Raw genomic sequence first — 19,789 nt, forward strand, 5'->3', positions numbered from 1 at the left:
GTTGCGCCGCGATGCCCTCGATCTATGTCCCCCGCCGCCACTTTCAAGCGCGGCGTCGCGCTCATCCACAAGCGGCTAGACTTGTGTTCACCCTCCCTCCGAGCCCGCCCGCATGACCATCCAGATCGGCGACACCGTCCCCGAGGTCGCCCTCAAGTACATCCATGACGGGGTGCGCGTCATCGACACGCCGACGCTGTTCAGCGACAAGCACGTGGTGCTGTTCGCGGTCCCCGGCGCCTTCACCCCGACCTGCTCCGAGCACCACCTGCCCGGCTTCATCGAGCAGTTCGACGCATTCCGCAAGCGCGGCATCGACGTGGTCTGCCTGTCGGTCAACGACCCGTTCGTCATGCAGGCCTGGGGCGAGAGCCTCGACGTGCCCGACGGCCTGCTGATGCTGTCCGACGGCAACGCCGACTTCGTCAAGGCGGTCGGCCTGGACATGGATGCCAGCGCCTACGGCATGGGCACGCGCGCCAGGCGCTTCGCGCTGTACGCGGAGGACGGGGTGGTCCGGCAGCTGTTCGTCGAGGCGCCGGGCGAATTCAAGGTGTCGTCGGCGGAGAACGTGCTGGCGCACCTGGACTGACACGCCCCTCGCCGGAAGGCGCCTGCCGGCCGGCGATCCGGAACTCGACGCTGGCCCAGGCGCCGCTGGCGGCCAGCGCGGTCAGCGCATGCCGGCCCGGGGTGTCGAACTCGTGGCGCAGCCACTGGCTGCCGCGGGTCTCGCCGATCCAGCGGCCATCGAGCAGCCACTGCACCTGCGTCTCGGTGCCGATCGCCCGAAGCTGCAGGCGGATGCCGGTGCCGCTGCCTGGCGGCCGCACCAGTGTCACGCCGGCATCCACGCCCTCGATGTGCAGCGCGCCATCCACGTCGCGGCCGTCGGCCGCGCAATCCGGCGCCAGCGGTGGCAGCCGTGAGGCCCGGCGGGTCGCCGCGGGCAGCCAGGGCGACGCGAGCGCCGGCCAGCGGGCGACCTGCACGGACCGGCGCACGTGTTCGCCACGGCAGTCCACCGACAGGCGCAGGCCCGTGGCCGCGTCGACATCGAAACGCACCGCGCCCGCGCTCCACAGCCGCGCATCGCGTTCGGCGAAGGTCGGCGGCACGTTGCCGTCCAGGGTCCAGGCCTTGCGCCGCTGCTGGCACAGCGCGGGGTCCTGCGCGGCGGCGGCGGTGCCCAGCGGCCAGCAGATCTCGACCTCGCGCACGTTGCGCGGCGGCGGCACCGGCAGCGCATCGCGGCGCGCCTGCGGCAGGCTGTCGATGGTCTCGAAGAGCAGCGGCAGTGCGGTGATCGCGCCGTACTGCCCGGGCAGCGGCGTGCCGTCCGGTCGTCCGACCCAGACCCCGACCGTGTAGCGGCCGGTGCCGCCGACCGCCCAGGCGTCGCGGTAGCCGTAGCTGGTGCCGGTCTTCCACGAGACCCGCGGACGGTTGCCCGGGTCGAAGGTGTCGGCGCGCTCGCCGGGGCGGGTGTTGGATTCGAGGATCTCGCGCACGATCCACGCCGCGCCGGGCGACAGCAGCCGTCGCTCGCGCACGGGGTCGTCGGCGGTATAGCGCACACGGCCGGCGATGCCGCCGCGATGCAGCGCCGCATGCGCGCCGACCAGGTCCTCGAGGGTGGCGCCGGTGCCGCCGAGGATCAGCGTCAGGTTCGGCGCCGCGCCGCGCGGAAAGCGCAGGCCGATGCCGGCGTTGTCCAGGCGCGAGGCGAAGCGCGCCGGCCCGACGCGGTCCAGCAGGTCCACCGCCGGCACGTTCAGCGACAGGCGCAGGGCGTCGGCGACGCCGACCGGGCCGTTGAACGCGGCGTCGAAATTGCCGGGGCGGTAGCCGCCGAACGACTGCGGCGCGTCGACCAGCAGGCTTTCGGAATGCACCAGGCCGTCGTCGAGCGCCATGCCGTACAGGAACGGCTTCAGCGTCGAGCCGGGCGACCGCCACGCGCGGACCATGTCGACATGGCCCAGCCGCGCCGTGTCGCCGAACTCGACCGAGCCGACATAGGCCAGCGCCTCCAGCGCGCGGTTGTCGACGACCAGCAATGCCGCCGAGGTGCGCTCCGGCAGTTGCGAGAAGTAGCTGGCCACGCGCTGTTCGAGCACCCGCTGCAGGCCGATGTCGATCGTCGAGACGATCCGCGCCTCCCGCGGATGCGCGCTGCGCAGGCGCTGGGCCAGCAGCGCCGCGTGCTGCGGCTGGCGCAGGCCGCGGGCCACGACCGGTTCGATTCTGGCGTCGTCGACGTCCGCGCGCGACCACACGTCGAGCGCGGCCATGCGCGCGAGCACCTTGTCGCGCGCGGCGCGGGCCTGCTCCGGCGCGCGATCGGGCCGCAGCCGGCTGGGCGCCTGCGGCAGCACCGCCAGCAGCGCCGCCTCGGCATGCGACAGCCGCGACGCCGGCTTGCCGAGATAGGCCCAGCTCGCCGCCTCGACGCCCTCGATGGTGCCGCCGAACGGTGCCCGCTGCAGGTACAGGGTCAGGATCTCGTCCTTCGACAGGTGCGCTTCGAGCTGCACCGCGCGCAGCATCTGCACCAGCTTGCCCGGCAACGAGCGCGCACGCGCCGGCTCCGCTTCGAGGATCCGCGCGACCTGCATCGTCAGCGTCGAGCCGCCCGAGACGATCCGGCCGCCGCGCAGCCACTGCCAGCCGGCGCGCGCCATCGCCAGCGGATTGACCCCGGGGTGGCGGCGGAACCAGCGGTCCTCGTAGCCGAGCAGCGCCTGCAGGTACAGCGGCGACACCGTCTCCGGCGTCGCCGGATGGCGCCACACGCCGTCGCCATCGGCGAACGCGCGCAGCGGCGTGCCGTCGCGCGCGACGACCAGCGTGCTGGTGTCGGCGGTCTTGGGCAACCGCGGCGGGAACGCCAGGTCGAGCGCCAACAGTGCCAGCAGCAGCGCCACCGTGCCCCAGCGCAGCCACGGCAGCAGCCGCTTCGCTGCCCGGGCCACGCGCGCGTCGCGCGCCTGCCGCACGACGGGCACCGGCGCCGCCGCGCGGGGCTCGTCCGGCGCCGGATTCATGCCCTGGCGGCAGCCCGCCTCAGGGCTGCACCACCGTGATCGTCGCCGGCACCGACGTGCCCACGCCGCGCAGCTGCGGCCGGTACATGTCCTCGACCAGCGGCGGCGGCGCGGTGTAGGTGCCGGGGCTGACCGCGCGCACCAGGTAGAACAGACGCGCGGTGCGGCCGCGGTCGAGCTTGAGCGCGGCGACGTAGCGGTCGTCGCGGTACTCCTCGTGGCGGACGTCGGCGGCACTGCCGCGCTCACTGACGCTGATGCCGTCGACGACCACATCGGCCCACTGCTTGGCATCGCCGAGGTTGAAGTTCTCGACTTCCAGGCCGGCCGGCAGCAGGTCGGTCAGCAACGCGTCGGGCATGCTGCGGTCGGCGACGACCGACAGCAGCACGATCAGCGCCTCGCCCTCCTTCAGCGGCGCGGGCGTCCACGGCCTGCCGTCGGTGGTGAACAGCCGGCGCTCGACCTTGATGACGCTGGCATCGGCGGCCGGCGCGCTGCGCGGCACGCCGGCGACGTCGATGCTCGCGTACAGCGGCGCCGCCGCGCCGCCGGCATCGACCAGCTGCGGGGTGAAGCGCACGCCACGGCGCAGCGCCGCGTCGTCGTAGCCGCGGGCGACGATCTTCGCGGCCGGCACGTTCTCGTCGCTGCCGCCCTCGTTGAGCACGCCGGACACGCGGTTGCGGGTATCGGCCATCAGCGCGCGTCCCAGCCGCGCCAGCGCGATCTGCTCCTGGGTGCTCAGGTACATCCAGCCGCGGTTGCGGCGCGCGTCGATGTCGCGGCCGATGTCGACCGCGCGCGCGTCGTAGACCGGGCGCGCGAGATCGCGCTCGTGGGTCAGCGCGATCATCAGCGACGCATCGCGCAGCGGCGTGCCGTAGTCCCACAGATAGCCCGGACGGTCGCCCTTGAAGTTGAAGCCCTCGTCGATCGCCTTCTCGCCGCGCGCCTTGTCGCCCTGCAGCGACAGCGCCAGGCCCAGGTGCACCAGCGGCAGGCCGGTGCGGGTGTTGTCGCGCTCGTTGTCGTAGAGCGCGCGCAGCGTGCCCAGCGGCGCGCGGTTGACCCGCGCCAGCACGTAGCCGGCATAGGCCTGGTAGGCGAACTTCAGGTGGCTGCGCTCGGACTGGCCGTAGAACTCGTTGCCGCCGGTCAGCAGGTCCTCGCCGAGCCGCTCCAGCGATTTCTGCACCAGCGCATCGGGTACCGCGAAACCGGCCTCGCGCGCGTCGAGCAGGAACTCGACGATGTACGGGGTCAGCATCGGATTGACGTAGCCGTCGCTGCCCCACATCGAGAAATGCCCGCTGCCGACCTGCATCGAGGCCAGCCGCCCGAACGCGCCCTCGACCACCTGCCGGCGCCGCGCGGCGTCCACGCCCTCGATGCCGAGCATCGACGCGGTCGCCTCGTCGAGCTGCAGCGCGGCGTAGCCCTTGCTGGTGGTCTGCTCGGCGCAGCCGTAGGGGTAGTCCAGCGCACCGCGGATCGCCGCGGCGAACGGGATCGGCGGCAGCGCGCTGACGCTGAAGCGCGCGTTGACCGAACCGGCCATCAGGCCTTCGGCGGCCGACGCGTCCAGGTGCAGCGGCGTGGCGCCATCGAGCACCCGGGTGCGCGAGCGCAGCACCTGCGGCCACGCCGGGCGCACCGGCAGGTCGTAGCTGCGGTCGACCTTGACGCCGTTGCCGTCGACCCGCACGCGGACCTTGGCGACGGTATACCCCTCCTGCGCCGACAGGGGGAAGCTCAGCGTGGTCCGGCCGTCGGCGGCCAACGTCGCCGTGCGGCTGCCCTCGCCGACCGTCAGCGGGCCGATGCCGTCGACCCGCACCGCGAACTCGCCGGCGCGGCCGCTGAAGTTGCTCAGGTCCAGGGTCACCGTGCTGCGGTCGCCCGGCGCCATGACCCGCGGCATGCTGGCCTCGGCCACCAGCGGCGCGCGCACCAGGGTCTCGACGTCGCGGCGGCCGTAGCTGTCTTCGGAGAACACCAGCGCCGACACCCGCAGCGTGCCGTTGAAGTCGGGCAGCTGCAGCGGCACCCGCGCGTTGCCCTGCGCGTCGAGCTTCACCGGCCCGGCGAACAGGTCCACGGTCTGTACCCGCGCGGTCGGCCGCCGCGCCTGCGGCAGCGCGCCCAGCGGCGCGTCGCCGCCGAAGCGCAGCCTGGCCGTGCCGCCCTCGAAACTCTCGATGACGCGGCCGTAGAGGTCGTAGGCATCGACCCCGAACCGGCGCTGGCCGAAGAAATGCGCGAACGCGTCCGGCACCGGGAAGCGGGTGATGTTGAGGATGCCGACATCGACCGCCGACACCGTGACCCAGGCGTCCTTGCCGGCCAGCTGCGGCGCGCTGACTGTGACCTGCATCGGCTGCTCGGGACGGGTCTGTTCCGGTGCCTTCAGGCCCACCGCGACACGGCGGTCGCGGCGGTCCATCGGCACATGGGCGATGCCGACCGCGCGCGCCGGGGTGACCAGGCTGGTGGCGCTGCCGCCGCGGAACACCAGCGCGGTGACATAGACGTCGTGCCGCTCCCAGTCCTCGGTGACCGGGATCTCGAAGGTGCTGCCGGGCCGCGCGTCGATCTCGTGCAGGTACAGCATGCGATCGCTCTCGACCAGCAGCAGGCCCTTGCCGGGATGCGGCGGCGTCACCGTGACCTGCATCGTGTCGCCGGCGCGGTAGCCGGTTTTGTCGAGCGAGACCTTGACCTTGTCGGGACGCGCGTCGAGGCCGCGGTTGCCGTCGTCCCAGCTCCAGCCGGCGCGGAACGGGTAGCGCGACACCAGTTTCGTCTGCGGATCCTCGACGTCGATGCGGTACTCGCCCCACTCGACCGGGAAATCGAAGCGCACGGCCTCGTTGCCCGCATCGACGGTGCGCGTCTGCACGGTCTCGAAGCGGCGGTTGAATTCGTAGCGCCAGCCGTTGTCGTCGTCGACCCAGTGGTAGTCGCGGTGCTCGCGCACCAGCGAGACCTTCAGGCCCTGCAGCGGCTGCGGTCGGCCGTCGCGGTCGACGCGCACGAGTTCGAAACGCGCATTGCTGTTGGCGTCGGCGCCGTCGTCGACTTCGAACAGCGGGCGCACGCCGACCAGCGCATCGGCCGGCCACAGCACCCGCTTGAGCGTGCGGGTGACGCTGCGCCCGCCGGTCTCGTACAGGCTGCCGGAGACGATCGCGGCGATCGGGGTCGTCGGCCTGGCCTCGTCGGGCAGCGCAATCCCGGCCTGCAGCTTGCCCTGCGCGTCGAATTCGCCGTCGACGGCATCCCTGGCCTCGCGCGGCAGGTCGACGGTGGGGTCGCCGAAGAAATAGCCCGGCAGGCCGTCGACCGGCTGCCGCTCGACCGCGACCGCGAGCCGGGCGGTGAAGCGGTTGCCGGCGGCCGGCGCGCCGTACAGGTAGGCGCCGGTCGCCTCCAGCCGCAGCGGCTCGCCCGGCCTGAGCATCGCCGGCGCGTCGAGGTCGAGCTTCATGCGCTCGGGCAGGAACTCCTCGATCCGCAGGGTCATGCCCTGCACCGCCTCGCGGCTGGCCGGATCGGTGCGGAACTCGACCCGCCAGGTGCCGGTAGGCGCATCGACCGGGATCTCCCTGTCGAAGCGGAAATAGCCCGATTCCCCGGGCTCGACCCGGGTCTCGAAGAAGGTCTTGCCGTCGGGCTGGCGCAGCCGTGCGAACAGGGTCTGCGCGCTGCCGTCCTTGCGTTCGACCGGACGCCCGTCCTGGTCGCGCAGCAATGCCGAGATGCGCACCGTCTCGCCGGGGCGGTAGAGATCGCGCCCCGACCAGGCGAACACGTCGAACCAGGCCTGCTGGCGGCCGCTGACGGCGAACTCCGACAGATCCAGCGCCGGCTGGTTGAACGGCAGCAGCGAGACGTCGCTGCCGCGGGTGGCGACCAGCACGTGCGCCGCATCCAGGGTGTAGTCGAGGAGCGCGTTGCCGCGCGCGTCGGTGGCGCCGCGGAAGACCGTCTCGCCCTTGCCGTCGAGCACTTTCAGCTCACTGCCGCCGAGCGGCCCGCCGCCATGCAGCGACGCGGTATGCACGAACAGCTTGTCCTTGTACGCGCGCGCGTGCAGGCCGATGTCGCTGACGGTGAAGAACGCGGTCTCGAACTGGTCGCCGAACGCGCCGGCGCGCTTCATCACCGCGAAGTACAGGCCGGGCGCCTGCAGTTCACGCACGTTCTGTACCGGCAGGTAGGTCAGCACGCGCTCGTTGCGCGCACCGTCGATCGCGAAACGGTTGACGTAGACCGGCTTGGCCAGCTTCGACAGCGGCGTGCGACCGCTGTACGGGCTGTCCAGCTCCCAGCTGCCGCGGCGTCCGCCGCGCTGGTACTGGCTCAGGAACGCCGGCAGCGCGTCGTCGTCGACGCGCAGGAACTCGACGTCGACCTCGTCGACGTTGATCGACACCACCGGCAGGCCGCGCGACTCCCGGGCCGGCAGCACGCTGCCCTGCGAGGCGAAGCCGACCACCGGTTCCAGCTCGCCGGTGAACACCTTGCGCTCGATGTCCTGGCCCAGGGTGTCGCCGCCGGCCGCGGTCAGCTTGCCGGAGATGCGCACCGTGTAGTCGCGGTTGGCCTCAACGTGCGGGAAGCGCAGCAGCTTGCCGTCGTCGTCCAGGGTCCAGCTGCCGTCGGCGCCGGCGTTGTCGGCCAGGGTCACCAGCGCATCGAAATCCTGGGTGCCGACCAGCGGCTCGGAGAACTCCAGCGCCAGCGCCAGCACGCCGTCGCGCTGGTCGGGAAACGCGCGGACCAGGCCGAAGCCCTCGATCTGCTCGCGCTGGGTCGCGATCGCCTCGCCGCCGGCGGCAGGCATCTGCCCACCGGGGTCGCGCTTGCAGGCGCCCAGCAGTGCCGCCAGCAGCAGCATGGCGACGACGCCGGCCCATCGCGACCCACGGCCGCCGTTCCCTCGATTACCGCTCCTGTGCACGCCAAGGCCCATCGCTCCGCCCCCACTGGTTGTCGTGGCGGCAGTATAGGCGCGGCGGCCGGCGGGCACGGGGATCCCCGACGCGCCCGCTCGCGCGCCGCGGGTCACGCGTCGGGCGAGGCCTCCTGGACGACGTCGCCGCTCGCCGCGGCATCGCCCGCCTCGGCTGCATCGGACGCGTCGATCGCGCCGTCGACGCGCTCGATGCCCTGCAGGCGCTCGTCCTTGGCCAGGCGGATCAGGGTCACGCCCTGGGTGTTGCGGCCGACGCGCGAGATCTCCGATGCGCGGGTACGCACCAGGGTGCCGCCGTCGGAAATCAGCAGCACCTCGTCGCGGTTGCGCAGCAGCACCGCGCCGACCAGCCGGCCGTTGCGCTCGGTGGTCTGGATGCCGATGACGCCCTGGGTGCCACGACCCTTGCGCGGGTACTCCGACAGCGGCGTGCGCTTGCCGTAGCCGTTCTCGGTCGCGGTGAGGATGTACGGGATGTCGTCTCCGGCATCGGTCTCGACGACCACGCCGGCGTCGCCGTTCTCCGCGACGGCCTCGTCGGCCGCGTCGTCGATGTCGTCGTCACCGTCACCGGCGCTGTCGGCGACGATCAGGCTGACGACATGTTCATTGGCGGCCAGGCGGATGCCGCGCACGCCGCCGGCGGTGCGGCCCATCGAGCGCACGCGGTCCTCGCCGAAGCGCACGGTCTTGCCGTTGGAGGCGAACAGCAGCACGTCGCGCTCGCCGTCGGTCAGCGCCACGCCGACCAGCGCATCGCCCTCGTCGAGGCGGATCGCGATCTTGCCGCGCGCCAGCCGGTAGGCGAACTCGGTCAGCGGGGTCTTCTTGACGGTGCCGCCGCGGGTCGCGAAGAACACGTACTGCCCTTCGACATACTCGCGCACCGGCACCACGGCCTGGACCTTCTCGTCGGCTTCCAGTGCGATCCAGTTGATGATCGGACGGCCGCGGGCGTTGGGGCCGGCGTCGGGCAGCTGGTGCACCGGCAGCCAGAACACGCGGCCGGCGCTGGTGAAGGTCAGCAGGGTATCGTGGGTGTTGACCAGCCACAGCTGCTCGATGAAGTCCTCGTCCTTGGTCGACGCCGCATTGCGGCCGCGGCCGCCGCGCTTCTGCGCGCGGTAGGCGCTGACCGGCTGGCGCTTGGCGTAGCCCGAATGCGACAGGGTGACGACCACGTCTTCCGGCGCGATCAGGTCGAGGATGTCGAGATCCTCCTCGCTGGCGCGGATCTCGCTGCGGCGCGCGTCGCCGAACTCTTCCTTGACGTTGCGCAGCTCGGTGCGGATGACCTCGAGCAGCACGTCCGGGTCCTCGAGGATCTCGATCAGCCCGCGGATCGTCTCCAGCAGCTGCTTGTATTCCTCGGTCAGGCGCTCCTGCTCCAGCCCGGTCAGGCGGTGCAGGCGCATCTCCAGGATCTGCTGGGCCTGGGTCTCGGTCAGCTGGTAGCCGCGGCCGTCGATCAGGCCGACGCCGTCGGGCAGGTCCTCGGGGCGCGAGGCATCGGCGCCGGTGGCGGCCAGCAGCGCGCCGACCAGGCCGGGCTCCCAGGTGCGCGCGAGCATGCGCTCGCGGGCGACCTGCGGATTCTCCGAGGTCTTGATCAGCTCGATCATCTCGTCGATGTTGGCCAGCGCGACGGTCAGGCCTTCGAGGATGTGGGCGCGGTTGCGCGCCTTGCGCAGCTCGAAGATGGTCCGGCGGGTGACCACCTCGCGGCGGTGGCGGACAAAGGCCTCGAGGATCTGCTTGAGGTTCAGCAGCTGCGGGCGGCCGTCGACCAGCGCCACCATGTTGATGCCGAACACCGACTCCATCTGGGTCTGCGAATACAGGTTGTTGAGCACGACCTCGGCCGACTCGCCGCGCTTGACCTCGATGAAGATGCGCATACCGTCCTTGTCGGACTCGTCGCGCAGCTCGCTGATGCCCTCGAGCTTCTTCTCCTTGACCAGCTCGGCGATCTTCTCGATCAGCCGCGCCTTGTTGACCTGGTAGGGGATCTCGGTGACCGCGATCGCCTCGCGGCCGTTGTCGGCGACCTCGATGTCGGCGCGCGCGCGCATCCGCACCCGGCCGCGGCCGGTGCGGTAGGCCAGGTGGATGCCGCCAACGCCGTTGATGATGCCGGCGGTGGGGAAATCCGGGCCGGGGATGTATTCCATCAGCCCGTCGATGTCGATCTCCGGGTTGTCGATCAGCGCGATCAGCGCATCGACCACCTCGCCCAGGTTGTGCGGCGGGATGTTGGTCGCCATGCCGACCGCGATGCCCGCGGAACCGTTGACCAGCAGGTTCGGGAACCGGGTCGGCATGACCGTCGGCTCGAGTTCCTTCTCGTCGTAGTTGGGCTGGAAATCGACGGTTTCCTTGTCGATGTCGGCCATCAGCTCGTGGGTCAGGCGCGACATGCGCGCCTCGGTGTAGCGCATCGCCGCGGCGGAGTCGCCGTCGACCGAACCGAAGTTGCCCTGCCCGTCGACCAGCAGGTAGCGCAGCGAGAACGGCTGCGCCATGCGCACCAGCGTGTCGTAGACCGACTGGTCGCCATGCGGGTGGTACTTGCCGATGACGTCGCCGACGATGCGCGCCGACTTGAAATAGGGCTTGTTGCTGTGCGCGCCGAGCTCGTTCATCGCGAACAGCACGCGGCGGTGCACCGGCTTGAGGCCGTCGCGGACGTCGGGGAGTGCGCGCCCCACGATCACGCTCATCGCGTAATCGAGGTAGCTGCGGCGCATCTCGTCTTCGAGGTTGACGGGAATGATTTCTTTCGCGGAATCGACCATCTAGGGGGCTTGCATCCTGTCTGCGCGGCCCGGTTTTGCGGGTCCGGCACTCGCTGCCGGCCCAGCGCGTACCGGCCGCCGGCAACGCGTCGAAAAAGACAGGAAATCATAGCACAAACGCGCCGTTCATCCCCAAGTTTTCCAACGTAAAAACAAGCACTTGACGCGAGCGACCGCCGCCTGCGCCGCATCCGGTGCGCAGGCGGCCACCACGGCCCGCGCGATACGGTGCAGGCAATCCACCTGACAGCTGTCAGTTCTATTGCGCGTCGGTGCCCATGCACACTGCCGCGCAACGGGATCCGGCGGACAACGACGGGAGCAGGCGATGCGCTGGCATGCGATCGGTTGGCGGCTGGCAGTGGTGGCGGCGGTGGTGGTCGCGGTGCTGCGCGCCATCATGGCGCTGTCGCCGCCGGCCTACGATGCGCTGCAGCGGCTGCTGGCAGGCGCGGCGTTCTCGCTGCTTGCGCTCGTGGCGCTGTGCGCATTGCTGCGGACCGACCCGCGCAGCCGCGGCGCCATCGCCATGGCCGGCACCGGCGCGAACCTGCGCGCGTTCGCCGGCGGCGTTCTGCTGTGGCTGCTGCCCGCCGCCATCGGCACCGCGCTGTGCATCGCCATGGGCTGGGTACGGATCAGCTTCGTCGGCGCCCTGCCGGACCTGCCGGCACGCCTCGCGTTGCTGGCGCTGACGGTGCTGCTGGTCGAGGCGCTGCCGGAGGAACTGCTGTTCCGCGGCTATGTGCAGTCGCTGCTCGGCACGCGGGTCGCGCGCTGGCTGGCGGTGGTGCTGCAGGCGGTGCTGTTCTGTCTGTGCGCGTGGCTGTCCGGTGCGATGCCGGACGCGACGCAATGGCTGTTCCTGCCCGGTTTCGCGCTGCTGCTCGGCTATCTGCGCGCGCTGTCGGGAAACGTCTGGACGACGGTCGGGATGCATCTGGCATGGATGACGTCGACGCAGATCCTCGGCGCGCAGCACGGCCTGTTCGCCACCGGGAACCTCGGCACACTGCAGTTCCTCGCCTTCGCGCTGCTGCCGTCGGCGGTGGCGTCGACGGTACTGAATCTGCGGCGGCCGCGTTTCGACTGGCGGAGGCGTGGGGGATAGCGCTGCATGCGGCGCCATTGTCGCGATGCCCTCACGCCACCATCGGCGCTGCCGATGGTCCTCCCCTCTCCCGTGCACGGGAGAGGGGCCAAGGCATCTCCCGCATTGCGCGGGAGATTGCACCTTCAGCCGAACAACACCCGCATCGATGTCGCGTCCGGGTGCTCGACGACGCCGCGCTCGGTCACGATCGCGTCGATCAGTCCCCCCGGAGTCACGTCGAACACCGGATTCCACGCCTGGATGCCTTCGGCCACGGTGCGCGTGCCGCCGACGCCGAACAGCTCGCCGGGATCGCGCTGCTCGATCTCGATCCGCGCGCCGTCGGCGGTGTCCATGTCGACCGTCGAGGAGGGCGCGACGACCATGAATTTCACCCCGTGATAGCGCGCGGCGATCGCCAGTTGGTAGGTGCCGATCTTGTTGGCGGTGTCGCCGTTGGCGCAGATGCGGTCCGCGCCGACGATCACCCACTGCACCAGTCCGCTCTTCATCAGGTGCGAGGCGGCCGAGTCGGCGATCAGGGTCGCGTCGATGCCGTCCTGCTGCAGTTCCCACACCGTCAGCCGCGCGCCCTGCAGCCACGGCCGGGTCTCGCCGGCGAACACCCTGGCGATGCGCCCCTGGGCCATGCCGGCGCGGATCACGCCCAGCGCGGTGCCGAAGCCGGCGGTCGCCAGCGAACCGGTGTTGCAATGGGTCAGCACGCCGCTGCCCGCGTCGATCAATGCCGCGCCGAGCGCGCCCATGTGCCGGTTCGCGGCCAGGTCCTCGTCGGCGATCGCCTGCGCCTCGCGCGCCAGCACCTCGCGCCAGTCGCTGCCCGCGGCCGCGAGTGCCCGGCGCATCCGCGCCAGCGCCCAGGCCAGGTTGACCGCGGTCGGCCGCGCGGCACCCAGCCGCTGCAGCGCGGGCTCGAGCTTCGCCAGCGCAGCCGCGCCGTCGTCGGCCGCGATGTCGCGGGCACCGAGTACCGCGCCCCAGGCCGCGGCGATGCCGATCGCCGGCGCGCCGCGCACGGTCAGGTCGTGGATTGCCTGCGCGACCTCGTCGCTGCCGGTGCAGGCCACGTGCTCGACGACGAACGGCAACTTGCGCTGGTCGAGCAGTTCGAGCGTATCTCCGGTCCACAGGATCGGGCGGATGTGGTCGTAGCGGTCGAAATCGAGTTCGGATGCGGATTGGGTCGTCATCCGGCGATTGTAAGGCCGGGGCCTAGTCCTGCCCTGCAATCGCCGTCCCGTCAGCTGCGGGCCGCCGCCCCCTGCAGGAAGAAGTCGATCGCGAATGCGAACTCGTCGGCCAGCCGCTTGCGGGGATCGGCCAGCCAGCGCATCAGCGCGCACAAGTACAGGAAGTGCAGGTACTCGGCCAGCCGTGCGGACGGCACGCCGGTGGAAAGCGCGCCCGATGCCTGCGCCGCTTCGATGAGGTGCTGGTAGGCGAGGATCATGTCCGAAGTCGGCGCATCTCCCGCTCCGTCGCGGACTTCCTGGAACCGGTGCCGGACATAAGGCGCGGCGAAGTCGCGATGCGCCTCCCACCACGCGGCGGATGCCTCCAGCAGCCTGGCCAGCTGCGCGACGAAGGACTGTCCGGCCAGTCCATCGGCCAGCAGCGGACCCAACGCTTCGGCCAGCTGGCCGTGCATCCAGTAGGCGAGCACCGCTTCCTTGGTCGGGAAATGGTTGTAGAGCGTGCCGCGCGCCACGTCGGCCTCCACTGAAATCTGCTCCATCGTGGTGGCGTCGAAGCCCTGTCTGTCGAACAGTGCGACCGCGCTGCGGGCCAACTGGTCGCGGGTGCGTTCGCGCTTGCGCGTGTTCCGGTCTGCCAAGGGATCCGCCCAATCATTGAACAGTGTACAATTTTGCACAACGTCAATTTCAGGTCAATCGACCGGGTGGATGCTCGTGAACAAGCCTGTCGTGGTGGTCGGTGCCGGCCTGGCCGGTCTGTCGGCCGCGAATGCCCTGGCCCGGGCCGGCCATCGGGTCGTGCTCGCTGAAGCAGGCGACGCCCATGGAGGCTGCTGCTCCACGACTGCGGTCGATGGCTTCACCTTCAACAATGGTGCGGTGTACGTCGCGGTGCCCTCCCTGCTGCGCCGGGGATTCGCGCGACTGGGCCTGGATCTCGATGCCGAACTCCGGCTGGTGGCGATCGCCGACCCGATCGAGTCGCATCTGGAAGACGGCAGCGTCGTCCATCTGGCCAGCGCCGACACGGCATGGGTCGACGGGCCGCGCGCGCAGTCGCGGACCGAAATCCTGCAGCACGGGCTTGCCCGCCTGCGCCGGCAATGGGGCCCGGTCTACCGCACATTGGTCGAGGATGTCCTGCCGCACGAACCGACCCTGTGGCGCGCGTTGCTGCGCCTCGGGCGATACCTGCCGCGCATGCGCGGGCACGTCGATTCGCTGATCGAAGACTGCTTTCCCGACCCCGGCGTACAGGCGGCGGTGAGCGCCGTCCTGCTCTATTCGGGCATCGCGCCCGAGCGCCTGCCGGCGACCCAGATCATCGGCCTGATGGCATTGCTGGAAGAAGGCTTCCATCTGCCCGAAGGCGGGATGGGCGCAGTCACCGATGCCCTGTTCCGGTACCTGCCGCGGCCCGATGTCGATGTACGGCTGGGCCAGGCGGTCCGACGCATCGACGTCGCCGGCGGCCGGGTCCGCGGCGTGCTGCTGGCCGACGGCGAGCGGATCGAAACGCAACACGTACTGGCGACGACCTCGGGCTTCGATGTCGTGCGCAACCTGCTGCCGCCCGGGTCCATCCCGCGCCGGCTCGCGCGGATCTGCCGCGACGCGCCGCTGTCGCATCGCGCGGTGTCCATCCAGCTCGGATGCAGCGGCGTTGCGGCGCCGGGCGCTTTCATCGTCAACCACGTGCCGGCGATGGCGCACCAGTGGCGGATGCACAGGCGCCCATCGAGCGCGCCCGACTGGCTGTCGTGGACGGTGCCGACGCGGGTCCTGCCCACGCTCGCCGGCGCCGGGAAATCCATCGTCGAACTCTATGCACCCGCCACAGGCATCGACACCGCTGCGGACTGGTCGCCGGACATGACCGACAGCGCCGTACGGCTCCACGTCGAAGCCCTGCGGCGGCGGATGCCCGGCCTCGACATCGAGACGATGCGCGTCGTCGACCCACGCGCGTTCGCAGGACCGCGCCACCTCTACGAAGGCGCGCTGTACGGCATCGCCCCGGGGACCGCGCCGAACCGGCTGTTCCCGCATCGATCCGGCATCCCCGGCCTGTACCTGGCGGGCCAGACCACGTTCCCCGGCTACGGCGTATCCACCGCCGTCTGGTCCGGCCTGCAGGCCGTCGACGCGATGCTGCAGGATGACCGGCGCCGCGGCTGAGGGGATGCGCCGGAAAAGGGGCCGCGCCGGAAGGGTATTGCACCCTTCCTTTGACGGCAGCAGGAACCCGGAATGCCTGACGCGATTTCGGGATCACCAGCGGTGACCGAGAGCGCGCATCCCAGTGACGCAGGACTGCGGAAATCAGGCCCGCGCGAAATCGAATGCGACCACGTCGGCGATTCGCGCCGTGCCCAGCATCGCCATCAGCAGCCGATCCACGCCCAGGGCGACGCCGGCGCAATCGGGGAAACCGCCCTCGAGCGCGGCCAACAGGGCCTCGTCGACCGCGGGCGCCGCAACTCCGCGTGCCTCGCGCACGGCGAGGTCGCGCTCGAAACGGGCGCGCTGCTCGGTCGCGTCGGCCAGCTCGTGATAGCCGTTGGCCAGTTCCAGCGGGCCGAGGTAGAGCTCGAAACGCGCGGCGACCGGCACGCCGTCGCGCTCGGCCAGCCGCGCCAGCATGCATTGGGAGGCCGGATAGTCGTGGACGACGAGGATGCTGTCGGCAGCGATGCCGGGCTGGATGCCGTGTGTCATCAGCAGGTCCAGCCAGTCGTCGCGCCCCAGTCCCTCGGGATCGATGCGCACGTCGCCCAGCGCGCCGCGCAGTTTGGCCTCCGGATCGGTGAACGGATCGATACCCAGCACGTCGCGGTACAGGTCGCGGTAGGTCGTCTGCACGACCTCGGCGCGGCGATCCACGAGTGCCAGCGCGGCCTGTACCAGCGCGACGGTCTCGTCGGCGAGCCGGTGCTGGTCCCAGCCCAGGCGGTACCACTCGAGCATCGTGAACTCGGGATTGTGGCGGCCACCGGCCTCGCCGTCGCGGAACACCCGACCGAGTTCGTAGCAGTCGCCGAGACCCGCCGCGAGCAGGCGCTTGAGCGGAAACTCGGGCGAGGTCCGCAGCCAGCGCATGCGGCTGCCCGCGGACGCGTGGCCACTGAAGCGCGTGCTGAAGCTGGCGACGTTGGGGTCGGTGTTGCCGGCCTGCGACAGCATCGGGGTCTCGACCTCGACGACGCCGCGACCGGCGAAGAACGCACGCAGCGTGGCATTGAGGCGCGCGCGCAGGCGCAACGTGTCGAATGCCGCCGACGGCGCCGCCAGCGTCACGAATGCGCGTCCAGGAACGCCAGCAGCGCAGGCTCGTCCCAGATCTCGATACCGAGTTCCTCGGCCTTGGCCAGCTTGGAACCGGCCGCCTCGCCGGCGACGACCAGGCCGGTCTTCTTCGACACGCTGCCCGCGAGTTTCGCCCCCAGCGCTTCCAGCTTCGCGCCGGCCTCGTCGCGGGTCATCGAGGCCAGGCTGCCGGTCAGCACGACGGTCCTGCCGTCGAGCGGGCCGGCACTGCGCGCGGCCTGTGCCGGTGCGGCGTCGAGCAGCCGCCACATCGCGGCATCGGCCTCGACGAGGGAACGGCGGGCGTCGTCATCGGCGAGGAACGCGGCGAGGTTGGCGGCGCCGGCCCTGGACGCGCCCGCGCCGGCCCAGCCGCTCTCGTTGGCGCGCAGCAGCGCATCGAGGGTGCCGTAGGTCTCGGCCAGGCGCTGCGCGCTCTTGCCGCCGAGCTTGTCGACCGGCAGCGTCGCTAGCAGGTGCGCAAGATCGAGGCGTTCGCGCAGTGCCGCGGCCGGCGGGCCCTCGTCGGAAAAGCGGATGCCCGAGGCCAGCAGCGCGTCGACCACGGCGGCGTTGCCGGGCTGCTCGAAGAACGTCGCGATCGACCGCGCGACCTCGCCGCCGATGTCCGGCAGCGCCTGCAGCAATGTCGCGGGCGTGGTGCGCACGAACGCCAGCGTCCCCAGCCAGTGCGCCAGCGCCTTGGCCGTGGTTTCGCCCAGGTGCGGGATGCCGAGTCCGAACAGGAACCGCGCCAGCGTGGCGTTGCGGCTGGCATCGATGCCGGCGACCAGGTTCTCCGCCCAGCGGCTCGCCAGCCTGCCACCGAGTTCGACCGCGAGATGCGCGCGCAGGAAGCCGGCGCGCTTCCAGTGCACGTCCACGCCTTCCGACCCGGCCTGCGCCAGCAGCGCGGTCCCCTCGTCGTCGAGCACCAGCGCGCCACGGCTGTCGGCGACCGCCTGCAGCAGGTCGGCGGCGGTGGCCGCGTCCAGCGCGGCCTTCATCCGCACCAGGTCCTCGACCGTCAACGTGTAGAGGTCGTCCAGGGACTGCACGAAACCGAACTCGACCAGCGCATCGGCCTGCCTGTCGCCGAGCCCTTCGATATCCATCGCCCGGCGCGAGGCGAAGTGGCGCAGCGCCTCCCTGCGCTGCGCGGCGCAGGCCAGTCCACCGCTGCATCGGTATGCGGCCTCGCCGTCCTCGCGGACGATGTCCGAGCCGCAGACCGGGCAGTGCGCCGGCATCGTCCACGGCACGGTGCCCGGCGGACGCTGGTCCTCGACCACGCGCACGATTTCGGGAATCACGTCGCCGGCGCGGCGCACGATGACGGTATCGCCCTCGCGCACGTCCAGGCGCGCGATCTGGTCGGCGTTGTGCAGCGTGGCGTTGGTCACCGTGACCCCGGCGACCTGCACCGGCTGCAGCCGCGCGACCGGCGTCACCGCGCCGGTGCGGCCGATCTGCACCTCGATCGCGCGCAGCACGGTGGCCTGCTCCTGCGCCGGGAACTTGTGCGCAAGCGCCCAGCGCGGCGCGCGCGAGACGAAGCCCATCGCCTGCTGCTGGTCGTAGTCGTCGAGCTTGTAGACCACGCCGTCGATGTCGTAGGGCAGCGTGTCGCGGGCCGCGCCGATGCGCCGGTAGTAGGCGATCAGCCCGTCGAAGCCGACCGCCGTGTCGACTTCCGGCGCGACCGGAAAGCCGAACCGGCGCAGCAGCGCCAGGGTTTCGGAATGGGTCTCCGGCAGCTCCAGGCCGCGCACCTCGCCGATGCCGTAGGCGAACAGCGCCAGCGGGCGGCGCCGGGTGACGGCCGGATCGAGCTGGCGCAGCGAGCCGGCCGCGCCATTGCGCGGATTGGCCAGCAGCTTGTCGTTGTGTGCCAGCGCACGTGCGTTCCACTCGGCGAAGTCCTTGCGCGGCATGTAGATCTCGCCGCGCACTTCCAGCACTTCCGGCACCGGCACGCCGGCATCGCGAAGCCGCAGCGGCACCGAGCGCACCTGGCGCAGGTTCGCGGTGACGTCCTCGCCGGTGGTGCCGTCGCCGCGCGTCGAGCCCTGCACGAACGCGCCGCCCTCGTAGCGCAGGCTGATCGCCAGCCCGTCGAGCTTGGGCTCGACCGAGAACACCGGGTCGCGGACATCGAGTTTCTGTTCGATGCGGCGTTCGAAATCGGCGACCTCGGCGAAGCGCGTGCGGTCGTCGGCGTCGTCGGGCACGCCGGGCGTCTCGAAGGCATTGGCCAGCGACAGCATCGGGATCGCGTGGTGCACTTCCGGGAAACCGCCGTCGGGCCGCGCGCCGACGGTGCGGGTCGGCGAATCGGGACTGGCGAGCTCCGGATGCGCCGCCTCCAGCGCCTCGAGCTCGCGCATCAGCGCGTCGTAGTCGGCGTCCGGGATCGACGGATCGTCGAGCACGTAGTAGCGGTGGTTGGCATTCTCGATGCGCCTGCGCAGGTCGGCGGCGCGCTCGGCAGGATTGTTGGCGGCTGGCATGCGGGAATTGTAGAGGGCCACGCAGACCCCGCGGCTGCCGGCGACGAAGGTCAGACGGGAGATGAAGGTCGCACCGCGCTCACCAGCGCGGGCTGCGCGTCACCGGCGGGACTTCGTGTTCGCGGTCCCAGGCACGCAGTTCGTCGCGCAGGCCGGCGATGCGCTGGCGGCCCAGCGCGTTGCGCTGTTCGTCGAGCAGCACGCCGTCGAGCAGTTCGGCCATGCGCTCGGCGGTGGGCAGCATCGCGTCCCAGGCATCGAGGGCGCGCACCGGCGCCGGCAGGGTCAGGAAGAACGCGATCGCCGGGGTCTCCAGGCTCTGGATCTCGGCCATCTCGAAGCTGCCGGGGCTGCGGATGTTGGCGACGCTGAAGATCGGGCCGCGTTCGGGATGGCCGTCGACCAGCCGGTGGAACACGTTCATGTGGCCGTAGGTCAGGCCGGTCTTCTCGGCGGCGACGACGATGTCCGGGCCGCGCAGCACGTTGCCGGCGCGCGCGGCGATGTACAGGGTGATGATCTTGTCGAAATCGTCGGTGTTGCGCTTGCCCAGCTCGCTGTTGGGCGAGACCGTGCCGACCGTCTGGTCGAGCAGGTCCATCTCCGCCTGCACCGCTTCGCCGTCATCGGCCTCGCGCTGGGCGCCGTCCCCGGCAAGCTCGCTTTCGAGCTGTGCGCCGAGCGTCGGCTCCAGCCGCGCCTCGCGCTCGTCGGCGACGACCCGGCGGCCTTGGCCGCCGCGCGGGCGGGTGCCGAAATACCAGATCGCGCCCATCAGCAGCAGGCCGGCAATGATGATCCCGATGCGCAGCATCCACTCGTCAGACATTCGCGGTGTTC

11 protein-coding genes are annotated in these 19,789 nt (G+C 71.2%); 3 read left to right on the forward strand and 8 right to left on the reverse strand.

Translation table 11 applies throughout. The features are described 5' to 3' along the window. The first annotated feature begins 112 nt into the window (after nucleotides 1–112). Entirely contained in the window at nucleotides 113–592 is a 480-nt protein-coding gene (locus tag LDO26_RS10725) for a peroxiredoxin (RefSeq protein WP_232131083.1), read from the forward strand. Here the strand turns inward: LDO26_RS10725 and pbpC are convergent. The 3 genes from pbpC to gyrA form a co-directional block, all read right to left on the reverse strand. Beyond that, nucleotides 549–3,047, reverse strand: coding sequence for a penicillin-binding protein 1C (gene pbpC / locus LDO26_RS10730; RefSeq protein WP_232131084.1), 2,499 nt, complete (start codon nucleotides 3,045–3,047; stop codon nucleotides 549–551). The two genes, LDO26_RS10725 and pbpC, sit on opposite strands and share 44 nt — an antisense overlap. 19 nt (nucleotides 3,048–3,066) lie before the next feature. Beyond that, the gene (locus LDO26_RS10735; RefSeq protein ID WP_435594066.1) at nucleotides 3,067–8,025 is read right to left on the reverse strand and encodes an alpha-2-macroglobulin family protein; all 4,959 of its coding nucleotides are present in this window, start codon (nucleotides 8,023–8,025) and stop codon (nucleotides 3,067–3,069) included. Nucleotides 8,026–8,117: 92 nt separating this feature from the next. Continuing rightward, nucleotides 8,118–10,823: a DNA gyrase subunit A gene (gene gyrA / locus LDO26_RS10740; RefSeq protein ID WP_232131086.1), complete on the reverse strand. Its 2,706-nt coding sequence runs from the start codon at nucleotides 10,821–10,823 to the stop codon at nucleotides 8,118–8,120. A 328-nt stretch (nucleotides 10,824–11,151) separates the two neighbouring features. Between gyrA and LDO26_RS10745 the strand changes: the two genes are divergently transcribed. After that, nucleotides 11,152–11,934 carry a CPBP family intramembrane glutamic endopeptidase gene (locus LDO26_RS10745; protein ID WP_232131087.1) on the forward strand — a complete coding sequence of 261 codons (783 nt, stop codon included), beginning with the start codon at nucleotides 11,152–11,154 and terminating at the stop codon, nucleotides 11,932–11,934. 125 nt (nucleotides 11,935–12,059) lie between these two features. Here LDO26_RS10745 and mtnA read toward each other — a convergent pair whose 3' ends face one another. Next, complete coding sequence (gene mtnA / locus LDO26_RS10750; protein ID WP_232131088.1) at nucleotides 12,060–13,127, reverse strand: S-methyl-5-thioribose-1-phosphate isomerase; 1,068 nt, start codon at nucleotides 13,125–13,127, stop codon at nucleotides 12,060–12,062. 50 nt (nucleotides 13,128–13,177) lie between these two features. After that, the gene (locus tag LDO26_RS10755; RefSeq protein WP_232131089.1) at nucleotides 13,178–13,672 is read right to left on the reverse strand and encodes a TetR/AcrR family transcriptional regulator; all 495 of its coding nucleotides are present in this window, start codon (nucleotides 13,670–13,672) and stop codon (nucleotides 13,178–13,180) included. On the opposite strand from LDO26_RS10755, the gene LDO26_RS10760 reads away from it, so the two are divergent. Continuing rightward, a complete protein-coding gene (locus tag LDO26_RS10760; protein WP_232131090.1) occupies nucleotides 13,632–15,311 on the forward strand; it encodes a phytoene desaturase family protein in 1,680 nt (559 codons plus the stop codon). The two genes, LDO26_RS10755 and LDO26_RS10760, sit on opposite strands and share 41 nt — an antisense overlap. A gap of 144 nt (nucleotides 15,312–15,455) precedes the next feature. On the opposite strand, the gene epmA is transcribed toward LDO26_RS10760, so the two are convergent. From epmA to zipA, 3 genes are all read right to left on the reverse strand, one after another. Then, on the reverse strand, nucleotides 15,456–16,424 hold the full coding sequence (gene epmA, locus LDO26_RS10765) for an EF-P lysine aminoacylase EpmA (RefSeq protein ID WP_232131106.1): 969 nt from the start codon (nucleotides 16,422–16,424) through the stop codon (nucleotides 15,456–15,458). Nucleotides 16,425–16,426: 2 nt separating this feature from the next. After that, nucleotides 16,427–18,949 carry an NAD-dependent DNA ligase LigA gene (gene ligA / locus LDO26_RS10770; RefSeq protein ID WP_232131091.1) on the reverse strand — a complete coding sequence of 841 codons (2,523 nt, stop codon included), beginning with the start codon at nucleotides 18,947–18,949 and terminating at the stop codon, nucleotides 16,427–16,429. Between the two features lie 79 nt (nucleotides 18,950–19,028). Beyond that, nucleotides 19,029–19,778 (reverse strand): cell division protein ZipA, encoded by a 750-nt coding sequence (zipA, locus tag LDO26_RS10775; RefSeq protein ID WP_232131092.1) that lies wholly within the window; start codon nucleotides 19,776–19,778, stop codon nucleotides 19,029–19,031. Nucleotides 19,779–19,789: the final 11 nt, after the last annotated feature.

It is taken from the genome of Proluteimonas luteida, from assembly GCF_021191695.1.
Taxonomy (GTDB): Bacteria; Pseudomonadota; Gammaproteobacteria; order Xanthomonadales; family Xanthomonadaceae; genus Luteimonas; species Luteimonas luteida.

Bases quoted from the DNA above. Each gene is read 5' to 3' on its own strand.
- LDO26_RS10745 (WP_232131087.1), top strand. From the start codon at position 11,152: ATGCGCTGGCATGCGATCGGTTGGCGGCTGGCAGTGGTGGCGGCGGTG.
- ligA (WP_232131091.1), bottom strand. From the start codon at position 18,949: ATGCCAGCCGCCAACAATCCTGCCGAGCGCGCCGCCGACCTGCGCAGG.
- LDO26_RS10725 (WP_232131083.1), top strand. From the start codon at position 113: ATGACCATCCAGATCGGCGACACCGTCCCCGAGGTCGCCCTCAAGTAC.
- zipA (WP_232131092.1), bottom strand. From the start codon at position 19,778: ATGTCTGACGAGTGGATGCTGCGCATCGGGATCATCATTGCCGGCCTG.
- LDO26_RS10755 (WP_232131089.1), bottom strand. From the start codon at position 13,672: ATGGAGCAGATTTCAGTGGAGGCCGACGTGGCGCGCGGCACGCTCTAC.
- LDO26_RS10735 (WP_435594066.1), bottom strand. From the start codon at position 8,025: ATGGGCCTTGGCGTGCACAGGAGCGGTAATCGAGGGAACGGCGGCCGT.
- gyrA (WP_232131086.1), bottom strand. From the start codon at position 10,823: ATGGTCGATTCCGCGAAAGAAATCATTCCCGTCAACCTCGAAGACGAG.
- mtnA (WP_232131088.1), bottom strand. From the start codon at position 13,127: ATGACGACCCAATCCGCATCCGAACTCGATTTCGACCGCTACGACCAC.
- pbpC (WP_232131084.1), bottom strand. From the start codon at position 3,047: ATGAATCCGGCGCCGGACGAGCCCCGCGCGGCGGCGCCGGTGCCCGTC.